Annotated in this window: 24 protein-coding genes and 1 tRNA gene; 20 read left to right on the top strand and 5 right to left on the bottom strand. The window is 44.5% G+C overall.

Going from position 1 to position 23,286, the window contains the following annotated elements:
• Nucleotides 1-14: 14 nt before the first annotated feature.
• The 3 genes from V7O66_RS11765 to V7O66_RS11755 all read right to left on the bottom strand — a co-directional run bounded on the left by V7O66_RS11765 (nt 15) and on the right by V7O66_RS11755 (nt 5,065).
• Complete coding sequence (locus V7O66_RS11765) at nt 15-848, bottom strand: hypothetical protein (RefSeq protein WP_406660507.1); 834 nt, start codon at nt 846-848, stop codon at nt 15-17.
• A 135-nt stretch (nt 849-983) separates the two neighbouring features.
• The gene (locus tag V7O66_RS11760) at nt 984-3,650 is read right to left on the bottom strand and encodes an AAA family ATPase (protein ID WP_406660506.1); all 2,667 of its coding nucleotides are present in this window, start codon (nt 3,648-3,650) and stop codon (nt 984-986) included.
• Nucleotides 3,647-5,065: a metallophosphoesterase gene (locus tag V7O66_RS11755; protein WP_406660505.1), complete on the bottom strand. Its 1,419-nt coding sequence runs from the start codon at nt 5,063-5,065 to the stop codon at nt 3,647-3,649. Before V7O66_RS11755 ends, V7O66_RS11760 begins: the two co-directional genes overlap by 4 nt.
• A 173-nt stretch (nt 5,066-5,238) precedes the next feature.
• Between V7O66_RS11755 and V7O66_RS11750 the strand changes: the two genes are divergently transcribed.
• The 17 genes from V7O66_RS11750 (at nt 5,239) to V7O66_RS11670 (ending at nt 18,973) form a co-directional block, all read left to right on the top strand.
• Nucleotides 5,239-5,706: a hypothetical protein gene (locus V7O66_RS11750; RefSeq protein ID WP_406660504.1), complete on the top strand. Its 468-nt coding sequence runs from the start codon at nt 5,239-5,241 to the stop codon at nt 5,704-5,706.
• Nucleotide 5,707: 1 nt separating this feature from the next.
• Complete coding sequence (locus tag V7O66_RS11745) at nt 5,708-6,325, top strand: hypothetical protein (RefSeq protein ID WP_406660503.1); 618 nt, start codon at nt 5,708-5,710, stop codon at nt 6,323-6,325.
• A gap of 16 nt (nt 6,326-6,341) precedes the next feature.
• Complete coding sequence (locus V7O66_RS11740) at nt 6,342-7,211, top strand: hypothetical protein (protein ID WP_406660502.1); 870 nt, start codon at nt 6,342-6,344, stop codon at nt 7,209-7,211.
• The gene (locus V7O66_RS11735) at nt 7,208-7,681 is read left to right on the top strand and encodes a hypothetical protein (RefSeq protein ID WP_406660501.1); all 474 of its coding nucleotides are present in this window, start codon (nt 7,208-7,210) and stop codon (nt 7,679-7,681) included. Before V7O66_RS11740 ends, V7O66_RS11735 begins: the two co-directional genes overlap by 4 nt.
• A gap of 10 nt (nt 7,682-7,691) precedes the next feature.
• Entirely contained in the window at nt 7,692-8,471 is a 780-nt protein-coding gene (locus V7O66_RS11730) for a hypothetical protein (protein WP_406660500.1), read from the top strand.
• A gap of 18 nt (nt 8,472-8,489) precedes the next feature.
• Nucleotides 8,490-9,956 (top strand): hypothetical protein, encoded by a 1,467-nt coding sequence (locus V7O66_RS11725; protein ID WP_406660499.1) that lies wholly within the window; start codon nt 8,490-8,492, stop codon nt 9,954-9,956.
• Nucleotides 9,957-10,067: 111 nt separating this feature from the next.
• Nucleotides 10,068-10,511 (top strand): hypothetical protein, encoded by a 444-nt coding sequence (locus V7O66_RS11720; protein ID WP_406660498.1) that lies wholly within the window; start codon nt 10,068-10,070, stop codon nt 10,509-10,511.
• 1 nt (nt 10,512) lies between these two features.
• Nucleotides 10,513-11,127, top strand: coding sequence for a hypothetical protein (locus V7O66_RS11715; protein WP_406660497.1), 615 nt, complete (start codon nt 10,513-10,515; stop codon nt 11,125-11,127).
• A gap of 20 nt (nt 11,128-11,147) precedes the next feature.
• On the top strand, nt 11,148-12,008 hold the full coding sequence (locus V7O66_RS11710; RefSeq protein ID WP_406660496.1) for a hypothetical protein: 861 nt from the start codon (nt 11,148-11,150) through the stop codon (nt 12,006-12,008).
• On the top strand, nt 12,005-12,481 hold the full coding sequence (locus tag V7O66_RS11705; RefSeq protein ID WP_406660495.1) for a hypothetical protein: 477 nt from the start codon (nt 12,005-12,007) through the stop codon (nt 12,479-12,481). Before V7O66_RS11710 ends, V7O66_RS11705 begins: the two co-directional genes overlap by 4 nt.
• Nucleotides 12,482-12,499: 18 nt before the next feature.
• Nucleotides 12,500-13,276, top strand: a complete 777-nt coding sequence (locus V7O66_RS11700) for a hypothetical protein (RefSeq protein ID WP_406660494.1) — start codon at nt 12,500-12,502, stop codon at nt 13,274-13,276.
• Nucleotides 13,277-13,295: 19 nt separating this feature from the next.
• Nucleotides 13,296-14,747, top strand: a complete 1,452-nt coding sequence (locus V7O66_RS11695) for a hypothetical protein (RefSeq protein WP_406660493.1) — start codon at nt 13,296-13,298, stop codon at nt 14,745-14,747.
• A 120-nt stretch (nt 14,748-14,867) separates the two neighbouring features.
• The gene (locus V7O66_RS11690) at nt 14,868-15,299 is read left to right on the top strand and encodes a peptidylprolyl isomerase (protein ID WP_406660492.1); all 432 of its coding nucleotides are present in this window, start codon (nt 14,868-14,870) and stop codon (nt 15,297-15,299) included.
• Between the two features lie 310 nt (nt 15,300-15,609).
• On the top strand, nt 15,610-16,356 hold the full coding sequence (modA, locus tag V7O66_RS11685) for a molybdate ABC transporter substrate-binding protein (protein ID WP_406660491.1): 747 nt from the start codon (nt 15,610-15,612) through the stop codon (nt 16,354-16,356).
• A 19-nt stretch (nt 16,357-16,375) separates the two neighbouring features.
• Nucleotides 16,376-17,044 carry a molybdate ABC transporter permease subunit gene (gene modB / locus V7O66_RS11680; protein WP_406660490.1) on the top strand — a complete coding sequence of 223 codons (669 nt, stop codon included), beginning with the start codon at nt 16,376-16,378 and terminating at the stop codon, nt 17,042-17,044.
• Nucleotides 17,045-17,053: 9 nt separating this feature from the next.
• Nucleotides 17,054-18,169 (top strand): ABC transporter ATP-binding protein, encoded by a 1,116-nt coding sequence (locus V7O66_RS11675; protein WP_406660489.1) that lies wholly within the window; start codon nt 17,054-17,056, stop codon nt 18,167-18,169.
• A gap of 258 nt (nt 18,170-18,427) precedes the next feature.
• Nucleotides 18,428-18,973, top strand: coding sequence for a carbonate dehydratase (locus V7O66_RS11670; protein ID WP_406660488.1), 546 nt, complete (start codon nt 18,428-18,430; stop codon nt 18,971-18,973).
• 58 nt (nt 18,974-19,031) lie between these two features.
• Here the strand turns inward: V7O66_RS11670 and V7O66_RS11665 are convergent, their stop codons facing one another.
• The gene (locus tag V7O66_RS11665) at nt 19,032-19,310 is read right to left on the bottom strand and encodes a winged helix-turn-helix transcriptional regulator (protein WP_406660487.1); all 279 of its coding nucleotides are present in this window, start codon (nt 19,308-19,310) and stop codon (nt 19,032-19,034) included.
• Between the two features lie 172 nt (nt 19,311-19,482).
• On the opposite strand from V7O66_RS11665, the gene ppsA reads away from it, so the two are divergent.
• The gene (gene ppsA / locus V7O66_RS11660) at nt 19,483-21,897 is read left to right on the top strand and encodes a phosphoenolpyruvate synthase (protein ID WP_406660486.1); all 2,415 of its coding nucleotides are present in this window, start codon (nt 19,483-19,485) and stop codon (nt 21,895-21,897) included.
• Nucleotides 21,894-22,019 carry a hypothetical protein gene (locus V7O66_RS11655; RefSeq protein ID WP_406660485.1) on the top strand — a complete coding sequence of 42 codons (126 nt, stop codon included), beginning with the start codon at nt 21,894-21,896 and terminating at the stop codon, nt 22,017-22,019. The genes ppsA and V7O66_RS11655 overlap by 4 nt, the downstream gene beginning before the upstream one ends.
• 58 nt (nt 22,020-22,077) lie before the next feature.
• Here V7O66_RS11655 and V7O66_RS11650 read toward each other — a convergent pair.
• Nucleotides 22,078-22,152: transfer RNA gene (locus V7O66_RS11650), tRNA-Arg, on the bottom strand.
• A 173-nt stretch (nt 22,153-22,325) separates the two neighbouring features.
• Here V7O66_RS11650 and ilvE point away from each other — a divergent pair.
• On the top strand, nt 22,326-23,204 hold the full coding sequence (gene ilvE / locus V7O66_RS11645) for a branched-chain-amino-acid transaminase (RefSeq protein ID WP_406660484.1): 879 nt from the start codon (nt 22,326-22,328) through the stop codon (nt 23,202-23,204).
• The last annotated feature ends 82 nt before the right edge of the window (nt 23,205-23,286 follow it).

Below are 23,286 nucleotides of genomic sequence, written 5' to 3'. Positions count from 1 at the left end.
GATTAAGGAATGAATTACTTTCTGCGAGTTACAGTGATTACTGCATCTTCATCATCACGCGCTTCAACAGACTCGTTTTCCGTTTCACACTGTCGGCGGTCAGGATTATCCTCTTCGGCAACTATGTAATTACAGGATTCACGGGATTCACGAGGTACCTGCCTGGACTGCAAACGGGCATTGCGCTCATCATCATTTTCAGCAATGATGTACTCTGTCCTGGGTTCTGGACGCGGTTGAGCTACCGGTTCAGGTGCCTGCGCCACATCCCTTATATTCACATTAACATTTGCAGGACGATCTCCTGAAGCATGCCTGGATAAAGGCTCATTTGCAGATCTCACTGATACATTGGAATCTGCCGTGCTTGCAGGAATTGGAGGTTCCGGAGGAACGAATTTCCTGACAGGGGCAGTGAATACAGGAGTTTGAGAGACAGGATCATTGCGTACAGGTGCTTGCGGAACAGGTTCTGGTACTGGTTCAGGGACAGGAGTGGGTGCCGGTCTGTATACCTGTGGTCCCGCCTTTTCCAGAACAGGCTCTTCCCGGACCTCGGGTGCCTTCTTATTGAGACTGATGGTCAAGGTTTCCCTGAGAGAGCGGATCATGGATTTCTGATCAAGAAGTTCATCCATTACACCATTCAAATTGTTGTTCAACGCCTGGATCTTTTGTTCGACCTTCGTGACACGATTATTTATATCCAGGTCATTTTTGAGGTCACTCCTTATTTCCCTGATAATAGAGTCACGCAGAGTTGTCTTTATATTTTCGACCTCCAATTCCCTTTCCTTTAGCTGCCGCTCGAGGCGCTCAATAACAAAGTCCCTGTTCTCATTACTCATGAAATTCCTCGCAAATCCATTCAATCCCTCATCAAATGTTGCTCTTGGGTTATTATATGAACAAAAGTATAATATAACTTATGGTTGCTGTCTTATGGTTTCCCAAGTAATATATAATTTGTTGACTCGCTTAGGTCAACAAGGAGTTATTAGCGAACTATTTGTCACAGTATCCTTCTCAACCATGAAAACATGATCTGCAGAATCTATCAGAGATTCATCATGAGACACCAGCAGGATCTGAGCCACGCCAATATCCCTCATCATATCTATCAGCTTTATAAGCTGCTGCACATGCCCCCTGTCTAAAAACACAGTCGGTTCATCCATGATCAAGGGGGGAAGCCCCGATGCCCTGGATGTACCTGATGTACCCATGGAAAGCAGGCGGTATATGGCGCACCTCAGTACCAGATTGAATATAGCCCTCTCACCACCACTCAATAGTTTAGGCTCAAGGGGAGTGCCGTCCTTCCCGAACACTGTGAGATTATAATCATGGTCCAGACGAATATGAGAATAAGCGTTATTGGAATACATGAAAGAGAATATCTCGTTTATAAGGGCATCCAGTGCCCCGATATTCCTGGAGCGCAGTTCTGCCCTGATGCGCATATACATAGCCTCCAATTCCTCGGCATCCGAGTAGACCGCATTGAGATAAGCCGATTTCCTGTTAAGGGCTTTTAGCAGTTCTTTTGATCTTGAAAGATGCTCCAGCTCCTTTTCGACCATTCCTGCCTTCTTCAACACATCGCTTTTTTCAAGACCGTATTTTTCGATCACCTGATCGATGTTTGTAAGAGCTGTAGTGTAATCCCTGCCCAATGACTGCAGCTTGTTGATATCGAAATCACCCATCTTCCCGGATATCTCCAATATAGAACTCTGCTTTTCTGAGACCTGGGCATCGAACAGAACTATCATTTCCCGGATTCCGACGATCTTTTCCTCCAGCTGTTTGATGTTCATGCCGATCTTGTCCATCTCGACCAGATTCATGCTAAGGGCTCTGGCAGCGTCAAGTCGTTTACGAGAATGCAGATGCTCCTTTGTAGCAGAATCCACCTCCTGCTGCAATTTCAATGAGTTCTCCTTCAACTGCTTTTGGGATTGCTCAATAGATGATATCTGAGAAAGCAATTCATCTTTCTTCACCTCATCCTCACTTATACGAGAGCTGTATTCTTCAAGCAGTTTACCAAAATTCGATATACCATCCTTTGCAGATCTCTGCTCCGCCATGATCGAATCTATATTGGTCTTACTGTTGCGTACATCCCTTAGTTTTGAAGATTTTAATTCAACGTCTTCCTGTTTTTTCTTCAATTCCGATAGTTCAGACTGCAAAGTCTTTTCTTTTTCAGCATCCAGAAGAGTGTTTTCTTCAATAGAAGAGCCTGCAAGTTCCTGGCCACATGTGGGACATTTCCCCATATCCAGCAAGTTCTTCGACCTTTTGCTACTTTCCCGGATATCCGCGATTTTTACGGAAAGTTCCCTCTCTTTTCCATGCAGTATACGTTGCTGATCTGCCACCAATCCGGCTATTTCATCAATATTATCAAGCTGTTCTTCGGAAAAACCAAGAGATCTCAAATGCTCGAGCACAGAGGATCTCTTTTCCTCAAGTTCTTTGATGGCCTTAGTGGACTTATCAATATCAGACTGAATTGAACTGAGTTTGTTGCGACTCTGCAGAAGGGACCTGTCCAATGCATCAGTCTGCTTTTTGTTATCAAGAATGGACTGCGAAATATTCAGGGAATCCTTCGCAAGAACTGCTTCTTTACCCTTGAGTTCACTTAACCCGTCCCGTGCCAGACGTTCATTGGTATCCATTTCTGCAATTACGGTCTCAATTTCCCGCTCCCCCACATTCAAAGTGCTACGCACTTCTTCTGCCTGCTTGTTCCGGGTGTTGAGAAGAGACTTAGCCGAATTGATATCCTTATCCAGAGATTCGATCTGGGCAAATGCCTTGCCCTTCCTCTCAATGATATCCTTCTTTTGCAACAGAAGTGCATCTTTTTTAGATGCAAGCTCTTTGAATTCCTCTATTCTTTTAAAGGCATCATCTTTCAAAGACCTCGCACGGTCCCTTTTTTCATTGAGGGATGTAAGTTCACGGTCGATCTCAAGAGACCTGGTCCTCAGGGAAGTAAGCCGGTCCACAGGCGAACTTGCCTCGAGATCATTTACCTGAAGCTGCATATCCTTGATGCGATTACCAGTATCTCTCTTAAGCCGCCCAATACCTTTACGTGCACTTGATGCACGTTCCCTGTATTCCTCCAGCTTACCCAGTTGCAACAGGTCATCTATCATCTTCTGCCTGTCCTTTGGCTTGGAGTTTATGAGAACATCGATCTCACCCTGCCTGATATAGACACAGTTCTTGTAAGCCTCCTCGTCCATATTCAAAAGAGACCTGACAAGATCATAACTGGCTCCTGCCTGATCGGATAGGATCTCACCATCCCGCTTAAGAAGAGACTTTGTATTAGCAGCACGCCCCTTTTCCGGATCGTTCCTGAAAACCTGCTCTATTTCGTAATCATGCCCATCCTGACTGAAATCAAGTAATATTGATGCCTTTGTAGCCCCTTTCCGTATCATATCGGAAAGCACAAAGTCCTTATCCAGAGTCTTGCTCCCGAAAAGTCCTGTAAAGCATGATTCCAGCAAACTGGATTTACCGCTACCATTCACACCTGAAACTACAGTGATGCCATCCTCAAAGGAGATATCAAGCTTCTGGTAGCTCCTTATGTTCTCCACTTTCAAGCTTTTCAGCATCATATATAATCACCCAGGTTGTATTGACGTGGTTTGACCGTAGGCTCCCCTGAATCAGATCTTTCAACATGCTCTGTTTCATCCAGGGTTTTTTCAGCATTAACTTCTGAATCTGCATCTTCCCCCGAATCAAGTTCAGTATCCGCCTCTGCATCGACCCCTGTATCAGCCTCAGTATCTGATTCCAGGTCCGCATCCGGTTCTGACACTTCAGATTCGGCAGATAATAAATTCGTATTGTGACCCTCTGCATCGGATATCATCAGGACATCCGGGAGATCTTGTGAGAAATCCATATCATCAAGCAAGGACACAATTCTGTGTTCAGTTTCTTCATCGACCCTTGTCTTTGGTATCTGTGAATCCCTTATGATCTCGTCGAGCATCATGCCAGCACTCGTGAAACGCAGTTTCTTTATCTCTTCCTTCACCACATCATCAGGGTCTGCAAATGATATTTTCATGGAAGGGTCAAGCAAGGATTCATCACCCATCCTTATATCTTTAATAACCGGAACCAGAGCACTACGGGACAGGAGAAAATCCTCTACCTCACTCAGCTTTACCTTTACCTGAGGGTCTCCGGATATGTTTACAAAGACAACCTTATCTTCGACCTTGTGTTCCTTTATGGCAGAAAATACTTCCTCATAGCCATCTGTATCTTTACTGATATGAACAGGTATGAAGAGGTATTCCCTTGTGGGAATGATACGCTTACTGATATCCAGGTCCGCATCATTGACAGTTATGATGTTATAAGAGCGGGGTTCACGTTCCGAGCTGCTGTTGCGCTCCGTACTGCCACAATACGTAACCCACGTATCATCGACCTTTACGATCTCATGTTTATGGTTATCCCCCAGAAGTATGGCATCTACAGCAAAGGGTAATGAATCTATGACCTCTTTCACATCCCACTCACCAAAGGCAAATGGTTTCATGAGCTGGTGCATGACAAGTATGTTGCGATGCGCATCAGTGCCCTTGTCATCAAATATCGAATAATCGAAAAGCGGGATCTTGGATTTGGATACACTATCAATACCATATATCGCAACACCCTTCAGGATGTACGGGACAGCAGCAAGACGGGTGACAAGACCCATGTTCTCATAAAGGTCGAGCCACTGCGTATTTTGCTTGCTCTCATGATTACCCACGATGGCAAGTAAAGGAATATCAGCCTCTTTCAGCCTGGAGAAGAGTTGCATGGTCTCAAGTATATCGTCCAGTGTAGGATTCCTTGAATCGAAAAGGTCGCCTGCATGTACAACAGCATCAACCTGCATTTTTATGGCATCGGTGATCACAGTGGCAAAGGCATCCATGAAATCCTGTCTGCGTACTTCACTGTGATACTGGCGATAGCCTAAATGAGTATCTCCCGTATGAATCAACCTTATCTCATCAGCCATTGGGGATATCATATGTACTACGAAGGTTTAAAATTGCCTATGCATCCAAAAATGATGACCCCCCTGATTATGGGTTCTAATTAATAGTGACTGTTAGTCTCGAAATTCATTTGTTTTCATGATAAGTTTCATTCTATTTTTATAGTATGAGCAAATATATTAAACTAAGAATTATGGATGATAAAGGTCAGATAACCATAGATTACCTGATTAGTATAACGATATTTTTATTTGCGGTTGTATTCGTATTCAACTACACATCAGGAATATTCACCCCATTCCAGTCAAGCTCCGATGAGGTGACACTTATAGCGGACAGAGTTTCCACTAAAGTTGTGGAAAAATGGATCAGTGAGAAAGATGAAGCTACACCCAATCTTGTAAATAAGACTGCTACATCCAACTTTTTTACAGAGCTGAATGCAAATTATGACGGAACCATAGATTCCCTTGGAATGAATGGGAGCTATATGCGCTATGACCTTAACGTCACCCTTCAGAATAATTCCGGGATCATGAATTCTGCCGGGAAGAATATGCCTGCCGGAGTCAATATAGGACAGACGAAAAGGATAATCCTGTCCAAAGACAGTGCATCAGGAAATGATGAAGTTCAGATAATATCATTCAGGGTTTGGTAAAATGACCCTGAGAACCATCCATGAACTCAAAAATGATACTTTTGCCCAGATGCATACACTTGAAGCCCTGATGGCTGCACTGATAATGGTTGGCATAATTGTTTTCACAGTCCAGGCAACTTCCCTTACACCTCTGACATCGTCAACTGCCAATGCACACATCGAAGCACAGCTGCAGGCAATGGGTCAGGATATGCTCAACGTACTTTCCTATTCCCCATACGGAGACGATTCAGACCTCAAGAAAGACATCATAAACTGGGATGGAAAGGAATACGTATGGGACGGGAACCAGTATGAATCCATAGATTCACAGAACAAGACCCTTGACAATAGTTCATTTGTGGATATACTCAGTTTCATTGCAATACCCAGAGGTATAGCACACAATGTTGATCTTGCCTGGGTCAATGACAATGGGATCTCCAGTTCAAAAGCATACATATACAACGGCGACCCCTCGAACAACGCAGTGATAGTCTCAAAAAAGCTTGTCCTATCCAATACTGATGTAGGGGATGCCAGTGCATTTTTTGCGACCACGGGAATAGCAGATGCTGATGACAGTACTGATTTTTACAACATAGTCAATGTCAGGCTTACATTGTGGAGAATGTAGGAAAGGAAGTGAGCCAATGAAGAAAACAGATGATTCTGCACAATTATTACTGATCGCGGGTTTTGCAGTGGGTGTTGGTATAGTTGTACTGACCATCATGCTGAACAATGTGATCTATGCAAGCAATGTTGCCTCAGAATCAAGCATTGACACTTCAAGATACGATATATCCAACATTGTCCAGATCAGCCGTGAAGCATATGAGAACGCTTATCAGGATGCCACTGTAAATGGCAGCCTTGCTACTTTTAACAATACCAGGTTCGAAGAGAATATTGATACATACCTGTACAAGGCATCTGAGAATTACGGGATCTCCGGGCTTACGATGCATATGGAAAACAACAGTTTGCTGCCTGCTTACTTCACACACAGCGGACTTGAAGATGGAAAGGGAAACTGGAAACTGGTAGACGGTGTGAATACAACAGATAGTTTTGCCATGGCCATCAATACATCCATACTTGCTGAAGAAGCAAATAGACTCAGCATCCAGGCAATGGACGTCTCATCCAGTGATCTGCTCTGGTCGATCGAGATGTACAACTCAAGCGGAAATGTCAACGTCACCGTTGAGGATGACATGACGACCATAGGCACATACCAGAGCACATCCGGAGAAATAGACATATTCAACAACACGATAGATGGAAGTGGTGTACCAACATTCAAATTTTCAGATAGCACTTCCGGCCATGATTACTACATGATAGTGAACAACGGCAATTACACAGTCGGAACCTACTCCATATCGGGCAACCTTACATCCGGCCAGGCATTCACACAAACACGTTACAGAGTGGTGAATCCAACGCTTACCGTATCTTCATCTGGCATGAGCCTTAGCCGGACACTGCCAATACCATTGCCGGGAGGGAGTACATGAAAAGACTGGTAATTGATGAGAATGCAGTATCTCTTTCAATAGGTTTCATACTTACGTTTTCTATCACGGTACTGGTACTTGTGACCATCCTTACATCATTCTACTCGCTGATGGGACAGGCAGAACAGACCATAATGCGCGATGAGTTCGAGATACATGGAAATGATATTGCGGTTCAGATAGCAGCCATTGATACTTTGGTAGGATCTGCGAAGGAAACAGGCTCCACCCTCGGAATCCTCACATATGAGCTCACTGTCCCTGACAGAATAGCAGGGGAGATATACTCCGTAGAGTTTGCAAACCAGACAGAAGAAATTATTTTCATTTCAGAGGAAAGAGAGGAAACCAGAGTAAAGATACCCTATTCCACTGAAGATACGACCGTAATTTCAAGCACCCTTCACAGTTCGGCAGGCAGGCATCAGATGGTGTACGATCCTGTCAAAAATACTATTGAAATATCCTGAGGGAAACAAGATGAGCAACAAAAGGAATAACCTCCTGAGGAGGGAGGATGCCATTACCGAGGTGCTTGATTTTACCATAACCCTTGGAGTCATGCTCCTGGCTGTTGCCATCATAGGAGTTGCAGGATACCCGATGATCAGCCACATGAAGGAGATGGGACACATTGAGAATATGGAACAGGGGTTTTCGGTGCTCAAGCTCAACATGAATAAGATAGCAGACGGAAAAACACCATCCCAATCAGTGGAACTGAAAATGTATGGCGGAAAGGTTGCAGTTTCCGGAACAAGTTATATCAACGTCAGTATGCAGGTCTGGAATGAATCCATCTCCGCAAATGAGATCCTTTCTGTTGAGCGACAGATGAGGATGATAGAGAATGAGTTCAAGGACACCTCAATAGGCTACGAGAACACTGCCGTATGGACAAAATATCCACAGGGAAAGGCTGTAGCTATATCGGAGCCAGAGTTTGCTTCCGATGACAGGACACTCATTATCCCGATGGTCACGATATCAGGCTTAGATGGCGTTTCCGGTTCGAGCCTTATCAGAGTTGTCTCAAACGGCGGACAGTTGTCCATTAACAGGTTCGAAAATGTATCCCAGGTGAACGTAACTATTGGAAGTGATTACTACGAGGGCTGGGAGAGATACCTTAACGGGAACATTGGAATGCAAATTACAGATGTTGATACTTCTAATAATACAGTTTCTGCCAGCAAGGATTACGATCCCGGAATAGATGTGCTGCTGGCAATCTCTCCTATGAGTGTAACAGTGGAATAGAAATGGTGTGATGATACTATGAAGAGAATTACAAACTCAGAAAGTGCAGTTTCTCCGGTAATAGGAATGCTAATAATACTGGCACTGACCATCACATCCACAAGCATTATTCTGCTTTACGGGATGCCAACCCTGAGCAATATGGAGGATATGGCAAACTCCCAGAAAGTAGAGCAGGCATTCACTGTGTTTGACTCCAGGACCAGTAAAGTAGCCCTGGGCGAATCACCCAGCCAGACCACCAGCTTTTCGATCATGGACGGCAGCATTAAGGTAAACGGAGGCAATGCATCCTATAATGAGAGCCGGATAGTGATATTGAATGTTGATATCGGTGCTGTCTGGTATAGTGGTTTCCAGAACCAGAGATATAAATGGGGTAGCTGGGAAGCTTACTCCGCACAGCCGGAGATGTCAGAATTCAATGTATCCATGGGCAGTATAACATATACCAAGGGTGATAGAATAGTAGGATACGAAGGAGGAGGAATCTGGTCCAAATACCCTAATGGGAGGTCTGTCATGATCTCACCTCCTGAATTCCACTACAACGGAGAAACGCTCACCTTACCCATAATGAAAATAAGCGGTGATCAAGTCTCAAGCGGAACTACTGGCGTGGATATCACAGTCAGCTCGGATAATATGCCCGTTGTTCTCTACCCGGACTCGAGTACAGGCAGAGTAAACCCTCTAAATTCTGATAAAATACTCATATACATCCAAAGTGAATTCTATACCGCCTGGGCAGATTATGCTAACAGCCTTGCATACACCAGTGCGGAAACGGACGATGCGAACAAGACTGCAATTATTGAACTTGAGGTCATACCCGCCATGGGACAGGATACACTGAAACAGGCTTTTAAGGTCGGTGCGGTCAATCAGTCAAATCCTGCACCCATATACAACTTCTCCTTCGACCTGCAGGCAAGGGCATCTGCCGGACTTAACCCAAGCAATTACCAGATCAGCACATCCTCGGGCACGAAGACACTTACATATACACTTGCGAAGAACGGTGGAGCCAACCAGCTGACAATGACTGTCATTTATGAGGACGCTGCTCCAGGTGGCGGTGTTGAGACATGGACTGGACTGGACGTATTCCCGGTAAGTGGAGCACAGGATGACCAGGCTTCCGATGTGGACTTTTTGAATCAGACATTCAATCTGGAGTATGATGAGAACAGTGATTTCTCATGGAATGAGACAAGCTGGATAAGCACTCTGCCCAATGTAGAGTACGAAAATGGAGATGTCACCTCACTGTACAACCTTACCCAGCACTACATGAGACTCATTACCACGGATGGTTCGGTTGTGTTCAATCTGGACAATCCAGGAAACGGTAAAGGCAAGGGAGGAGGTTCCGACCCCGTGGATTATGATGATTCAAGCATTACGCTGTACTATGACGGCATGCCGGGAAGTATCACCTATCTGCATGTGAGCAAGAACGAACTTACAGCATCCCTGGGCTGAAAAAAGAGCGATAATGATATACAAGGCCCATTTTGTATTTTTGTAAATATCTTTTTATATAATTATAGTATTATTAATAATGGTACCATGGATAGTAAAGGTCAAATGCATATGGACTACTTGATAGGGATCTCGATATTCCTCATCAGTGTCATTTTTGTATTCTCCTACACTGTCGGTTTATTCACACCTTTTCAGTCCAATTCGGACGAAGTCACATTAATAGCCGACAAGATATCAACCAATGTTGTGGAGCAGACCCTCAGTGCCCAACAGCCCGGAACAACTAACCTTCTAAACGGTACAAAGGTCGAGAACTTCTTCACCGAATTCAATACCGACTACCAGGGCATTGTTAATCATCTGGGATTGAATGGAACATACCTGCGCCATGATCTTAACATAACACTGGAAAACAATACTGCAACCATTTATTCCTCAGGCAAGGTACTCCCTTCAACAGGGAACATAGGCCAGACAAAAAGGATCGTGCTTTTAAGGGACGAGAACACAGGAGATACATCATTGGCTACATTATCTTTGAGGGTGTGGTAATATGAGATCGGGTAAAAGACGAACTGGTTTCGATAAGGACCCTGTGGCCCAGTTGCATACCCTGGAAGCATTGATGACGTTGATAATAATTATAGGTGTCATCATTTTTACTGTACAGGCCACCTCCCTGACACCACTCACATCGTCAACGGCAAATGCACATATAGAGGCTCAGCTTCAGACATTGGGACAGGATATACTCAATTCTCTTGACCATTCACAATATGGGCAGACTTCCGGCCTGAAGGCAGATATCACTAGCTGGAACGGAGACCCCTACACATGGGATGGTAATGATTACAGCAATAGGTCAAAGGCAGCTCCCATCAACAGTTCAACAAGCGAGATGCTGAAAATCGTAGTCATTCCCAGGGGAATAGCTCATAATGTGGAACTCAGCTGGCTCGATGATACTGAGATGATAAGGACCATACCTTACATCTACAGCGGAGAACCTTCCGACAACGCTGTCATTATAACCAAAAGAGTGCTCATCTCCGATTCCGATCTGGTAGCACCAGCTGACTTCGCCTCGACCATGGGCATTCAGGACTCGGACAATTCAACTGACTTCTATAATCTGGTCGACGTTAGGCTGACGCTGTGGCGAATGTAAAATTATGAAGAGTGAGCGATATGAGAAAATTAAATGACTCTGCACAGATGATATTGATTGCCGGATTCATCATTGGCATAGGCATTGTGATCCTGACAGTCATGCTCAATAACATAATCTATGCAAGCAATACAGCCTCGGAGTCCAGTATCGAAACAAACGTCTTTGATTATTCCAACACCGTCAAGATCACAACCGAAGCATACGAAAAAGCTTATGCAAATTCCGGGAATGGAGCGGATGAAGCGGTTTTCAATGCATACATATCGAATTATTCACAGAAGATGGCGAAAAGTTATGCACTTTCAGGATTCATATTCTCGCTGGACAATGCCACCTTCCAGGATGCTTATTTCACCCAGAGTGGGCTGAAGGATGGGACTGATGACTGGACGGTAGTGGAAAGGGTCAACCATACTGACTTATTCTTATTATCCAGACTCAGTGCAGCCACTCTGGGAAACGAATCAAATAAATTTGTGATAGAGGTCAATAATCAGTCAGCTACAATCTGGTCAGTCAGCTTTTTCAATTCAAGTGGCAACATCAACCTCACAGTTTACGATAGTAGCTCCGTACTGAGTTCTAAAAATGATACATTTACCGACATCAATATCACATACAATAAGATCAATGGGGCCGATGCAGCGCCCTTTGATTTTCATTTCAACGATCAGACCGCAGGTCAGACATACAGCATCAAATTCATAAATGGAAGTCAGGCTATGGGCACTTTCCTTGTATCAGGCGACCTGGTGAACACAGACCCATTCGAAATTGAGAGGATAAATGTCATCAATAGCACGCTGGCACTGAACAAGAATGGAAATATGGAAATAAATGTGACAATACCCATCACTTTACCGAAGGGGCAGATATGATCCTAAAATTTGTAGATGATAATAGAGCAGTCTCTTTATCCGTGGGTTTCATAATGACGTTCGGAATTACGGCCATAACCATGATAGTTGTGGTCAGCTCATTCTACGGCATGATGGACGGGGCAGAACAGACCACCATGAGAAATGAGTTCGAGATACATGGAAATGATATCGCCTTGCAGATATCCAACATCGATACAACGGTCCAGCTGACTGAGAACCTGGGAGGGAAAATAGAGAGCATCTGTTACAGCCCCCCACTTCCAGATGAAATAGCCGGACAACAATATTCAGTGGAGTTCTCCAACCAGACAAGAGAGATTATATTCGAATCACATGGGAAGGATGCGACCAGGGTCAAGATACCCTATAGCACAACCGTCACGGATGTTGCTTCAGTTAAACTGTACAGTGGCTCAAGTGAGTTCAGGATGCACTACGACCCGACATCCAGACTCATAAAGATGGAATGATGCAGAGGAATTACAGGCATGAAAAGAGAAATTACAAGTTCTGATGAAGCTGTATCTGAAATGGTGGATTTTGCCATCCTTCTGAGCATCATGGTACTTGCAATTACAATAGTTTCCGTGGCTGGCGTACCTATGATGCAACATATGCAGGACGTACAGCATACTGAGAACATCAGACAGAGTTTCAAAGTGCTGGCTCCAAACGTGAACAAGATAATACAGGGAACTGCACCCTCCCAGTCAGTTGAACTTAAGATGTACGGAGGGTCTCTTTCTGTAACAGGTGAGAGTGATATCAACGTAACCATGCAGGTTTGGAATGCTTCGGCTACACCTCCTGCTTTCGAGGCGAACTCCTTTGAAAGCCAGACGAGTATGATAGAGAACCATTACCTTGAGAACAGCATATGTTATGAGAATACGGGCGTATGGGCAAAATATGATACAGGTAGAGCAGTTATGGTATCCCAGCCCAGTTTTACTTTTGTCAATGATGTCCTTGTCATACCTGATGTAAACATCTTTGGAGCAGCATCGACTTCCGGGTCAGGCCTCGTACGTGTGACTGCAGAAGGTGGAAAAAGAGCAGTGCGCAATTATGAGAATGTATCGCAGGTCAATATTACCCTGAAAAGTAGTTACTACCAAGCATGGGAAAGGTACCTCAACGAAAACCTGAAGATGACAATCTCAACTGTGGACCATGCAAATAATACAATCTATGCAAGCCGGGACTATTCCGGCAATATCGACGTTTTCATAATCAGCTCACCTATGACGGTCACCATAGAATAATTGAAAAGGAGAACATAAAATGAAACAGGAAATGGCAGACAATAACAGTGCATTATCCTCTGTTATGGGAATAATGGTTCTGCTTTTAATCACTATGCTGTCCATAGCCCTGATGATACTCTACACAATGCCTGTGATCAATGATATGGAAAATATGGCCAATGCTCAGAGGATAGAGCAGGCATTCACAGTATTCGACTCCAGAACCAGCAAGGCAGCACTTGGAGAATCACCCCTCCAGACTACTTCACTTTCCATCATGGAAGGAGGTGTGACAGTCAAGGGAACGAACGATTCCTATAACGAAAGTCAGATGGTCTTTATCTTCCTATCCGAGGATTCTTCCTGGTATGACAACTTCTATCAGCAAATGAACAGTTGGAACTCATGGAAAAGCTATGAGAACGAATCTGATTTTGAAAGTTTTACCACTCAAATGGGCTTAATAAAATATGAATCAGAGGACCGCACCATTGCCTATGAGGGAGGTGGGGTCTGGTCCAGATATCCCAGCGGAGGAACAGTTATGATCTCACCGCCTGAGTTCCATTTCAATGGAGAGACACTCACAATACCTGTCATGAAGGTCAGCGGGAATACATCAATTAGTGGAAGCACGGATATCGATATCAATGTAAGATCAGCTAACACACCGACCCTCCTATTTCCAAATACAAGTGTAAATAGCAATTTCACTAACCCTCTTGATGTTGACAGGATAGTAGTCTTCATCAAGAGTGAATATTATGACGGCTGGGCAAAGTATGCAGAAACACTGGCAGAAGTAAAAGCTACTGTGGATGACGCAAATCAAACAGCGATCATCGATCTTGAGGCAATACCGGAAATGGGTACAATAGGTCTACCTGCAGCATTCAACTTGAAGAAAGTGAACCAATCCAATTCGAACCCGATCTTCAATTATGCAATGTACCTGAAAAACCAGGGAACTGATGCTTCTAGCTTCAATCCATCAGGAATGACATTCACTGCCAGTACGGGAACAAAAAAAATTACTTATGAGATCAAGAAAGATGCCATGCTTCGGGTAAAAGTGTCATATCAGGACGATGCCATCGGATATAAAGAAACATGGGAAGGACTCGATAAACTAGTAGTGAAAATTGACGGGAGTGGTAAGAATGCTAATACCACTGTGGATTTCACAAATACTACATACAGGATGGAATACACTAGCAATAATCCAGAATACTCCTGGGATGTGGTGAGTCCCACCACCATGACACCTAATATGACCATATCAAAGGGAGATGTCCTGTCCATAAATAATCTGACACAACACTACATGAAACTCATGACACAAGAAGGACCCATCACTTTCTTCCTGGGTGGAGAGTATCAGAAAGTGGACGTTGGAGGTTCAACCCTCGCCCTGGATTATGATCTTGATGACGGAAAGATAAGTTATCTTCACATAACAAGCAATGAACTCGCCACTACAGTCTCATGAATGGTCCATGCTACAGGACATAACATTAATAGAATAGCAGAGGCAACTGTACGTTGATAGGTTTAGAGAAATGCTTAAATCAATCCTGGGCATTAAGCCAGATATAATCAGGTGATATAAATGAAAATGGCTATATTTGAAACCGATAAAGGAAAGATCGTGCTGGAATTATTCGAGAAGGATGCACCAAAGACTGTAGCAAACTTTGAGAAACTCGCAAACTCAGGATTCTATGACGGACTCACATTCCACAGGGTCATTCCAAACTTTATGATCCAGGGTGGATGTCCAAAGGGAGACGGCACAGGTGGACCAGGATACTCAATTAACTGTGAAACCAAGAACAACCCACGCAAACACGGCAAGGGCGCACTTTCAATGGCACATGCAGGAAAGAACACAGGCGGTAGCCAGTTCTTCATCACACACTCACCACAGCCACACCTTGATGGCGTGCACACTGTCTTTGGTCAGGTAATTGAGGGCATGGATGTCGTCAATAAGATCAAGGGCAGAGACGTAATGAAGAAAGTCACTGTTGTTGAAGAATAATCGTATATTCCTTGCGGTATTCATATACTGCAAGACCTTACTTCTTTTTTTGTATCAATGAATTGCAAGCAAGCTATTTGCGAACTCATTTTTTCTTCATTCTGGTTTTCTGTGAACCTTCAAGAGAACATATCTCCCAGTAACTATTAGAAAAACATTTATACCAGATTTGTTAAGAATAACCGTTATGTTCCATACAACATAACGAGTGGAGTAAATATTCCGGTCTGACCAAGGAACGGAATATACAAACTAAGAAGGTGCCAATACGAAACTGAACAAGAATCTCATCCTGGGTATTGCAGCCCTCATGTTAGTGATGATACTGGCAAGCGGATGTGCAGACAAAACTTCTGAGCAGACAGAACCTACAGAAATAACAGTGTCTGCTGCATCAACACTTACCGAATCTTTTGAAGACATCGTGGAACAGTTCGAGAAAGATAATCCCGAAATAGGTGTCAACCTCAACCTTGCAAGTTCGGGCGCATTACGCATGCAAATTGAAGCAGGGGCTCCTATTGATGCCTTTGCATCAGCTTCCCAGCAACACATGGACCTGCTTGCTGAACAGGGAATGATTTTTGAAGGATCGAGAAAGGACTTCGCCCATAATTCAATGGCTCTGATAGTCCCAAAAAACAGTCATCTGAAAATAACAAAAGTAGAAGACCTGCTAAACGATGAAGTAAAGCTAATTGTCATTAGTGACCCTGATATTTCACCTGCCGGAACATATTCAAAGCAGTCCCTTATTGAATCGGGAATATGGGATGAGTTAGAAGATAAGGCAGTACTTGCAGAAAACGTCAAGCAGGCCCTGGTATATGTGGAAAGAGGGGAAGTAGATGCTGGATTTGTATTCATGACTGACGCAAAAGTAGCAGAGAAAGACAGCATTAAAATTGTAGCATCCGTCCCTGTTAGTACAGATATTAGTTACCCGATCGCCGTGCTTGCATCATCAGAATACAAAGAAGAATCTCAGAAATTTGTAGATTTTGTTACAGGACAAAAAGGTAAATCTATATTAGAATCCTATGGATTCGTAGCTTAAACCTATGGAATGAAAAACAATGCAGGAGCAGATCTGGTTTCCCCTCATAATCACGCTTAAGATAGCCACACTATCAACCCTTGTTGTGGCATTTGCAGGCATCACCATATCGTACATACTTGCAAGACGTGATTTCAGGGGAAAATGGCTTGCAGACGTTCTTGTGACCCTACCACTGGTACTGCCACCCACCGTTACAGGATATCTCTTAGTGCTGCTACTTGGGAAGAACGGAGTATTCGGCCAACCGCTTTTTGGGCTCACTGGCATCAGTCTGCTCTTCACATGGCAGGCAGCGGTCATCGCAGCCTTTGTGGTATCCCTCCCACTCATGGTCAAGACCACAACCGCAGCCATCGAAGCCGTGGACAGGGATCTGGAATATGCTGCATTCACCCTGGGAAGGAGCGAACTTGAGACAGCTCTGTTCATAACATTACCACTTGCCAAAAAAGGAATACTCGCAGGACTGGTCCTGAGCTTTGCAAGGGCTGTGGGAGAATTCGGTGCCACACTAATGGTGGCAGGCAATATTCCAGGAAAAACTAACACCATGTCGATCTCCATATACGGAGCTTTTCAGGCAGGTAACAACGAACTTGCCAATTTACTGGTAGTAATACTTGTATTCATGTCACTGCTTTCAATAGCTATTACTGCAAAACTTGTCAACAGATGGAAGATATGAGGTGCTGCAATGGGCATTAAAGTGGACATCAGAAAACGATACTACAGAAAAAAGAGTGACAAGAAAAAAGGGAAAGAGGCTACCTTCACACTTGATGCTCAGCTTGAGGCTGGTAACGAGCTGGTGGTGCTTTTCGGACGCTCCGGCTCAGGCAAGACAACTACCCTCCAGTGCATCTCAGGACTGCTGGAACCCAATGGCGGTAAGATAATTGTCAATGACAAGACATATTTCGATTGCCATAAGAGGATTAACCTCTCCGTTCAGGAACGCAGACTGGGTTATGTGTTCCAGAACTATGCCCTCTTCCCGCATATGGATGTGAAGAAGAACATTGCATACGGGCTGAAAGGATGGGCAGATGAGGAGAAGGAAAAAAGGGTAAGGGAAATGCTGGAACTACTCCATATAGTAGGACTGGAGGATAGTTACCCCTCACAACTGTCAGGTGGGCAGAAACAGAGAGTGGCACTGGCCCGCGCCCTTGCGCCAAAGCCCGATATACTATTACTGGACGAGCCTTTTTCAGCACTGGACATGGTAGTGCGCATGAAGTTAAGGGACAAGATAAGGGAGATACAGAAAGAGCTTGGCATCCCCGTATTATTCATCACCCACAACCATGTGGAGGCGTTCACCATTGCTGACAGGATAGTGATCTTCCATGATGGAAAGGTCCAGCAGACCGGTACGCCTGAAGAAGTCTTCTACCACCCTAAGAACAGGCATGTGGCCGAGCTTGTGGGTGTGACCAATATCTTCGAGGACACAGTTGTATTGGATGATGAAACATCTGAAATACTTACACTGAAATGCGAGAACTTGCAGGTAGTTGCTGATAGACCAGATAGTAAGATAACAGAAAGAATAGCATGGGGGATCCGACCCGAGAACCTGCGCATACTGCCAGTTTCAAAAGAGAGTGAAAGTGGAGAAAATACGTTTCATGCCAGTGTAAAGAGTATTGTGAATAAGGGGGCAAGTAAGGTCCTGGCCCTTGAGATAGCAGAACACAAGAAGTTCCTGATGGCTGAGATAGCAAACCAGTTCTTTGAGGACATGGATATTAAGGCAGGAAATAAATGCCTGGTCAGGATAGAAAAGAACAAGATAGTTATTTTTTGAATTATTTGTCTTTCAAAATAGAAGATTCCTGTTGCTACCTTTTTCTACTATCTGAAAATAGCATATAGCCCGGATAGCCTGCCAGCCATTAAATAGGCTCAGGCCCGGATCCTGAAAAATAATTCACTTTTTTCGCATTGTCTGAATATATTAATTGTGCAGAAAAGTTATCAATAACTTTAAATAACTTCTCATAACTTCTCATATCAATTACACTTATTATAATTCAGACCAATATTCTAACAGGAGGCAATCAAGATGCTATTTCCAAATCCCGAAAACCAACGTCCAAAGATCAGCGAAAAAGCGTGGATATCTGAAACTGCCATCATAATAGGGGACGTGACCATCGGGGATAATGTGTTCGTGGCCCACAATGCCATCATAAGAGCAGATGAACCGGGTTCATCCATCGTTATCGAAAACAATTGTAATGTACAGGATAACGTGATAATCCATGCTTTGTCCAAATCAAAGGTTCTGGTTAAGAGCAATACATCCCTTGCACACGGATGTATAGTCCACGGACCCTGCACCATTGGCCAGAGATGTTTTGTTGGATTCGGGGCAGTTGTATTTGACTGTAGCATAGGTGACGATGCACTTGTGCTCCACAACGCCACGGTTCGAGGGGTTCAGGTGCCTGGTGAAAAGGTAGTACCTGACGGTCGGGCAATTACCAGACAGGAAGATGTGGAAGAGCTTGAGGACATCACGGCAGAGCTGACAAAGTTCAAAGCATCTGTGATCAATGCCAACGTGAACCTTGTCAATGACTACAAGAACCTGGAACAGGAAGCCTGAATATTCATTACATCCAAAATAATTAACTTAAAGTGAAGTAAAACAAGACGGACATGGACTAGAGATATGTCCCATCCATTTTTTCCAGGACCGCTTTACCCATATCGGTCAGAACATATTTTTTCCATGTGATCTTTGAAGGGGTCATACATTCAATAAGGCCCCTCTCCTCCAATTCTTTAAGGGCACGGCTGATGTTCTGGGTAGACCTATGTGTTTCATGAGCTATCTCAGAAGCCTTGGCTATTGTATGCTTTTTCATATATTGCATTAATATGAGACGGCGATCAACACTTATGATCCATCTGAGCAGTTCTTCAATTGAGTCTTCGGTCATGAGATTTTGATAAATATGTCTTACGTGGAAATAAACCTGATGTTTGTATTGAAAATTAGCCCATGGCAGAACATACGCTGAAAATATAGCATCGCCCCAAAAGAATAAAACCCACCGGGACAATCATATTTATACTTAACAAAAATAATTCATTTTTGTGGCGGGGTTAATGATGGGAAACAGCAAGTATATCCGCTGGTTTGAAGAGATCAGCATAGAGGATATCCCTCTGGTGGGAGGTAAGAACGCCTCACTGGGAGAGATGTACAGGGAGCTTACAGACAAGGATATCAAGATACCAAATGGTTTTGCGGTAACTGCAGAGGCATATTGGCATGTCCTGGAGACTGCGGGTGTGCTCGAGGAGCTAAAAGGAAGCCTGGAAGGTCTGGACATAACAGATGTTGGTGAACTTGCCAAAAGAGGAATAAAGGCGAGGGGAATAGTGCTTGATGCGGGTATCCCTGATGATCTTTGGGAGGAGATCAAGGAAGCCTATGACACACTATCCGAGCAGTACGGACCTGATACTGACGTGGCTGTGCGCAGCTCAGCGACTGCCGAGGACCTGCCCCATGCCTCGTTTGCAGGACAGCAGGAAACCTACCTCAACATACACGGATACCATTCCCTGAGAGATGCATGTAACAGATGCTTTGCCTCACTCTTTACTGACAGGGCCATATCATACAGGGTCAACAACGGATTCGACCACTTCAAAGTGGGCCTCTCCATAGGTGTCATGAAGATGGTGCGCTCTGACCTTGCATCCAGCGGAGTGATATTCACCATCGACACAGAGACCGGATTTGAGGATGTGGTATTCATAACAGGTTCATACGGTCTTGGAGAGAACATTGTGCAGGGACTTGTGAACCCGGATGAGTTCTACGTCTTCAAGCCAACCCTGAAGGAAGGATACAGACCCATAATCAAGAAAATGGTCGGCAGCAAGGACATCAAGATGATATACGGCAGGGGAGATTCCCGTATACTTACACGTAATGTGGATGTGCCCATGGCTGACAGGAAGCGTTTCTGCATCGATGATGAGGAGATACTCCTGCTGGCAAAGTATGCAGTCACCATCGAGGAACATTATTCCAAAAAAAAGGGGCAGCATGTACCCATGGACATCGAATGGGCAAAGGACGGCAACACAGACGAGATATTCATCGTGCAGGCAAGACCGGAAACAGTGCAGTCCATGAAGAGGAAAGATGTCCTTGAGACCTATTTCCTTGATGAGAGATCGGACATTGTTGTCAACGGCAGAAGTGTGGGAGACAGGATAGCAGCAGGTAAAGTGCATGTGATAGCTGATGTGTCCATGCTTCCTTCCTTCAAAGCCGGAGAGATACTGGTGGCGGACACAACTACCCCTGACTGGGAGCCTGTGATGAAGAAGGCAGCAGCCATCATCACCAACAAGGGTGGCAGGACATGCCATGCGGCCATTGTAAGCCGTGAGCTGGGCATCCCCGCAGTTGTCGGTGCCGAGAATGCCACTGAGATACTGAAGACCGGCATGGAAGTCACTGTGAGTTGCGCAGAGGGAGACAACGGCAGGATCTACGAAGGCATACTCCCATTCCACATAGAGACTATAGATCTCAAGGGTATCGAGAAAACCAGGACAGAGATAATGATGAACCTTGGCAATCCAGAGGAAGCCTTTGCATTATCTATGACCCCCAACGATGGTATAGGGCTTGCAAGGCTTGAGTTCATCATTACAAGCTACATCAAGGTCCACCCCATGGCACTCATCCATCCTGAGAAGGTAGAGGACGATGCCGTGCTTGATGAGATCGAGAAGGTCACGGCAGGATATGAGAATAAGGAGGATTTTTTCGTTGAAAGGCTCTCCCAGGGAGTAGCCACCATTGCGGCATCATTCTATCCCAAACCTGTGGTTGTGCGCATGAGCGATTTCAAGTCCAACGAATATGCAAGCCTCATTGGGGGAGAAAATTTCGAGTTCGCTGAGAACAACCCCATGCTGGGCTTCAGGGGCGCCTCACGTTACTACGACGAGAGATACAGGGAAGGATTCGCACTCGAGTGCAAGGCCATGAAAAATGTAAGGGAAGGGATGGGACTTAAGAATCTCATCCTTATGATACCTTTCTGCAGGCGCATAGAGGAAGCTGAAAAGGTACTTGCGGAGATGAAGAAGAACGGCCTTGAGCGGGGAAAGGATGAGCTGCAGGTCTACGTGATGTGCGAGATACCAAGCAATGTGTTGCTCATAGATGAGTTCAGCAAGCACTTCGACGGTTTTTCCATAGGCTCCAATGACCTGACCCAGCTGACCCTTGGTGTGGACAGGGACTCGGAGATCCTTGCAGAGTCCTTCGATGAGAGGGATGAGGCGGTCAAGAGGATAGTTTCCATGGCAATTCAGGGAGCGAAGAGAAACGGCAAGCACAGCGGACTTTGCGGCCAGGCGCCCAGCGACTTCCCGGAATTTGCCGAGTTCCTTGTGAGGGAAGGCATAGATTCTATATCGCTCAACCCTGATTCGGTGATGAAGATAAGTCTGAAGGTCACGGAAACTGAAAAAGAGATGGAGAGAGGACAATGAAGGATGAGGAAAACGCAAGATATAGGCAAAAGGAAGTAACCGAACACGTAAAAAGAGAAAAGGAAGAGAAGGAAGAAAAAAAGAAGAATACTAAAAGGAATATGTTAGGACTGAATGATTAAAATATAAAGATAAGAGCAAAGATAAGAGCCTTAACGACCAATCGTGAAAAAAATGTAGCGATCCCGGAGGGATTCGAACCCACGACCCTCGGGTTAGAAGCCCGATGCTATATCCTGGCTAAGCCACGGGACCGCTATGAATTGACTGGAGTACGAAATAGGTGTTTCCACATAAAAACCTTTCGTACGAACCGGTAAAATCCATGCCACATTATTCGGGATAACAAATACAAATAAATAATAGTTCAGCATCAAACCTACAACTTATTATTTTACTGAAATTATCCGATTAATGAGGCTTTACAGATGAGTGAACTGTTGATCTACTACAATGGCAAATTTGTTCCTAAATCAGAGGCTACCACCTCAGTCTATGATCATGGATTCCTTTATGGAGACGGAGTATTTGAGGGAGTCAGAGCATACAACGGACGTGTTTTCAAATTACGTGAGCACGTTGACAGACTCTATGACTCTGCAAAGGCAATTGCACTGAACATCCCTTTGACAAGGGATGAGATGGAAGAAGCCATCCTTGAGACCCTCAGGAAAAACAACCTTCGGGACGCATACATCAGACCGATTGTATCAAGAGGCGTCGGGGATCTTGGACTGGACCCAAGAAAATGCCCAACACCAAATATCTTTATCATCTCCCAGGAATGGGGTGCAATGTATGGCGATCTCTATGAGGTAGGACTTACAGGTGTAACGGTATCCGTCAGAAGAAATGCAGCTGATGCACTTTCACCAAACATCAAGTCACTCAACTATCTGAACAACATCCTCGCAAAGATAGAGGCTAACGAAAAGGGTGGCGATGAAGCCATATTCTTTGACCAGAATGGCTATCTTGCAGAAGGTTCAGGAGATAACATATTCATCATCAAGAATGGAAAGGTCTACACACCGCCAACCATCAACAACCTCAAGGGTATCACAAGGGCAACTGCCATTGAGTTACTTGAGGAGATGGACATTGAGATATCTGTCGAGAACCTTGGAATGTTCGACCTCTATACCGCAGATGAGATATTTGTTACAGGAACAGCAGCTGAAGCTGCACCTCTTGTCAAGGTGGACGGACGTGACATAGGCGATGGAAAGCCAGGTCCTATTACAAAGAAGATGGTAGAAGCCTTTGAGTACATCACTCAGAACACAGGCACACCTATCTATCCTTAATTTTTCTTTTTTTAGAGGGAGAGATCCCTCATTGTTCCAATTTCCGCATATCCATAAATTTAATTATATACTATCGCTGATA

The organism is Methanolobus sp. ZRKC3, from assembly GCF_045291275.1.
Classification (GTDB): domain Archaea; phylum Halobacteriota; class Methanosarcinia; order Methanosarcinales; family Methanosarcinaceae; genus Methanolobus.
This window is presented reverse-complemented; position numbering and strand designations above follow the sequence as displayed.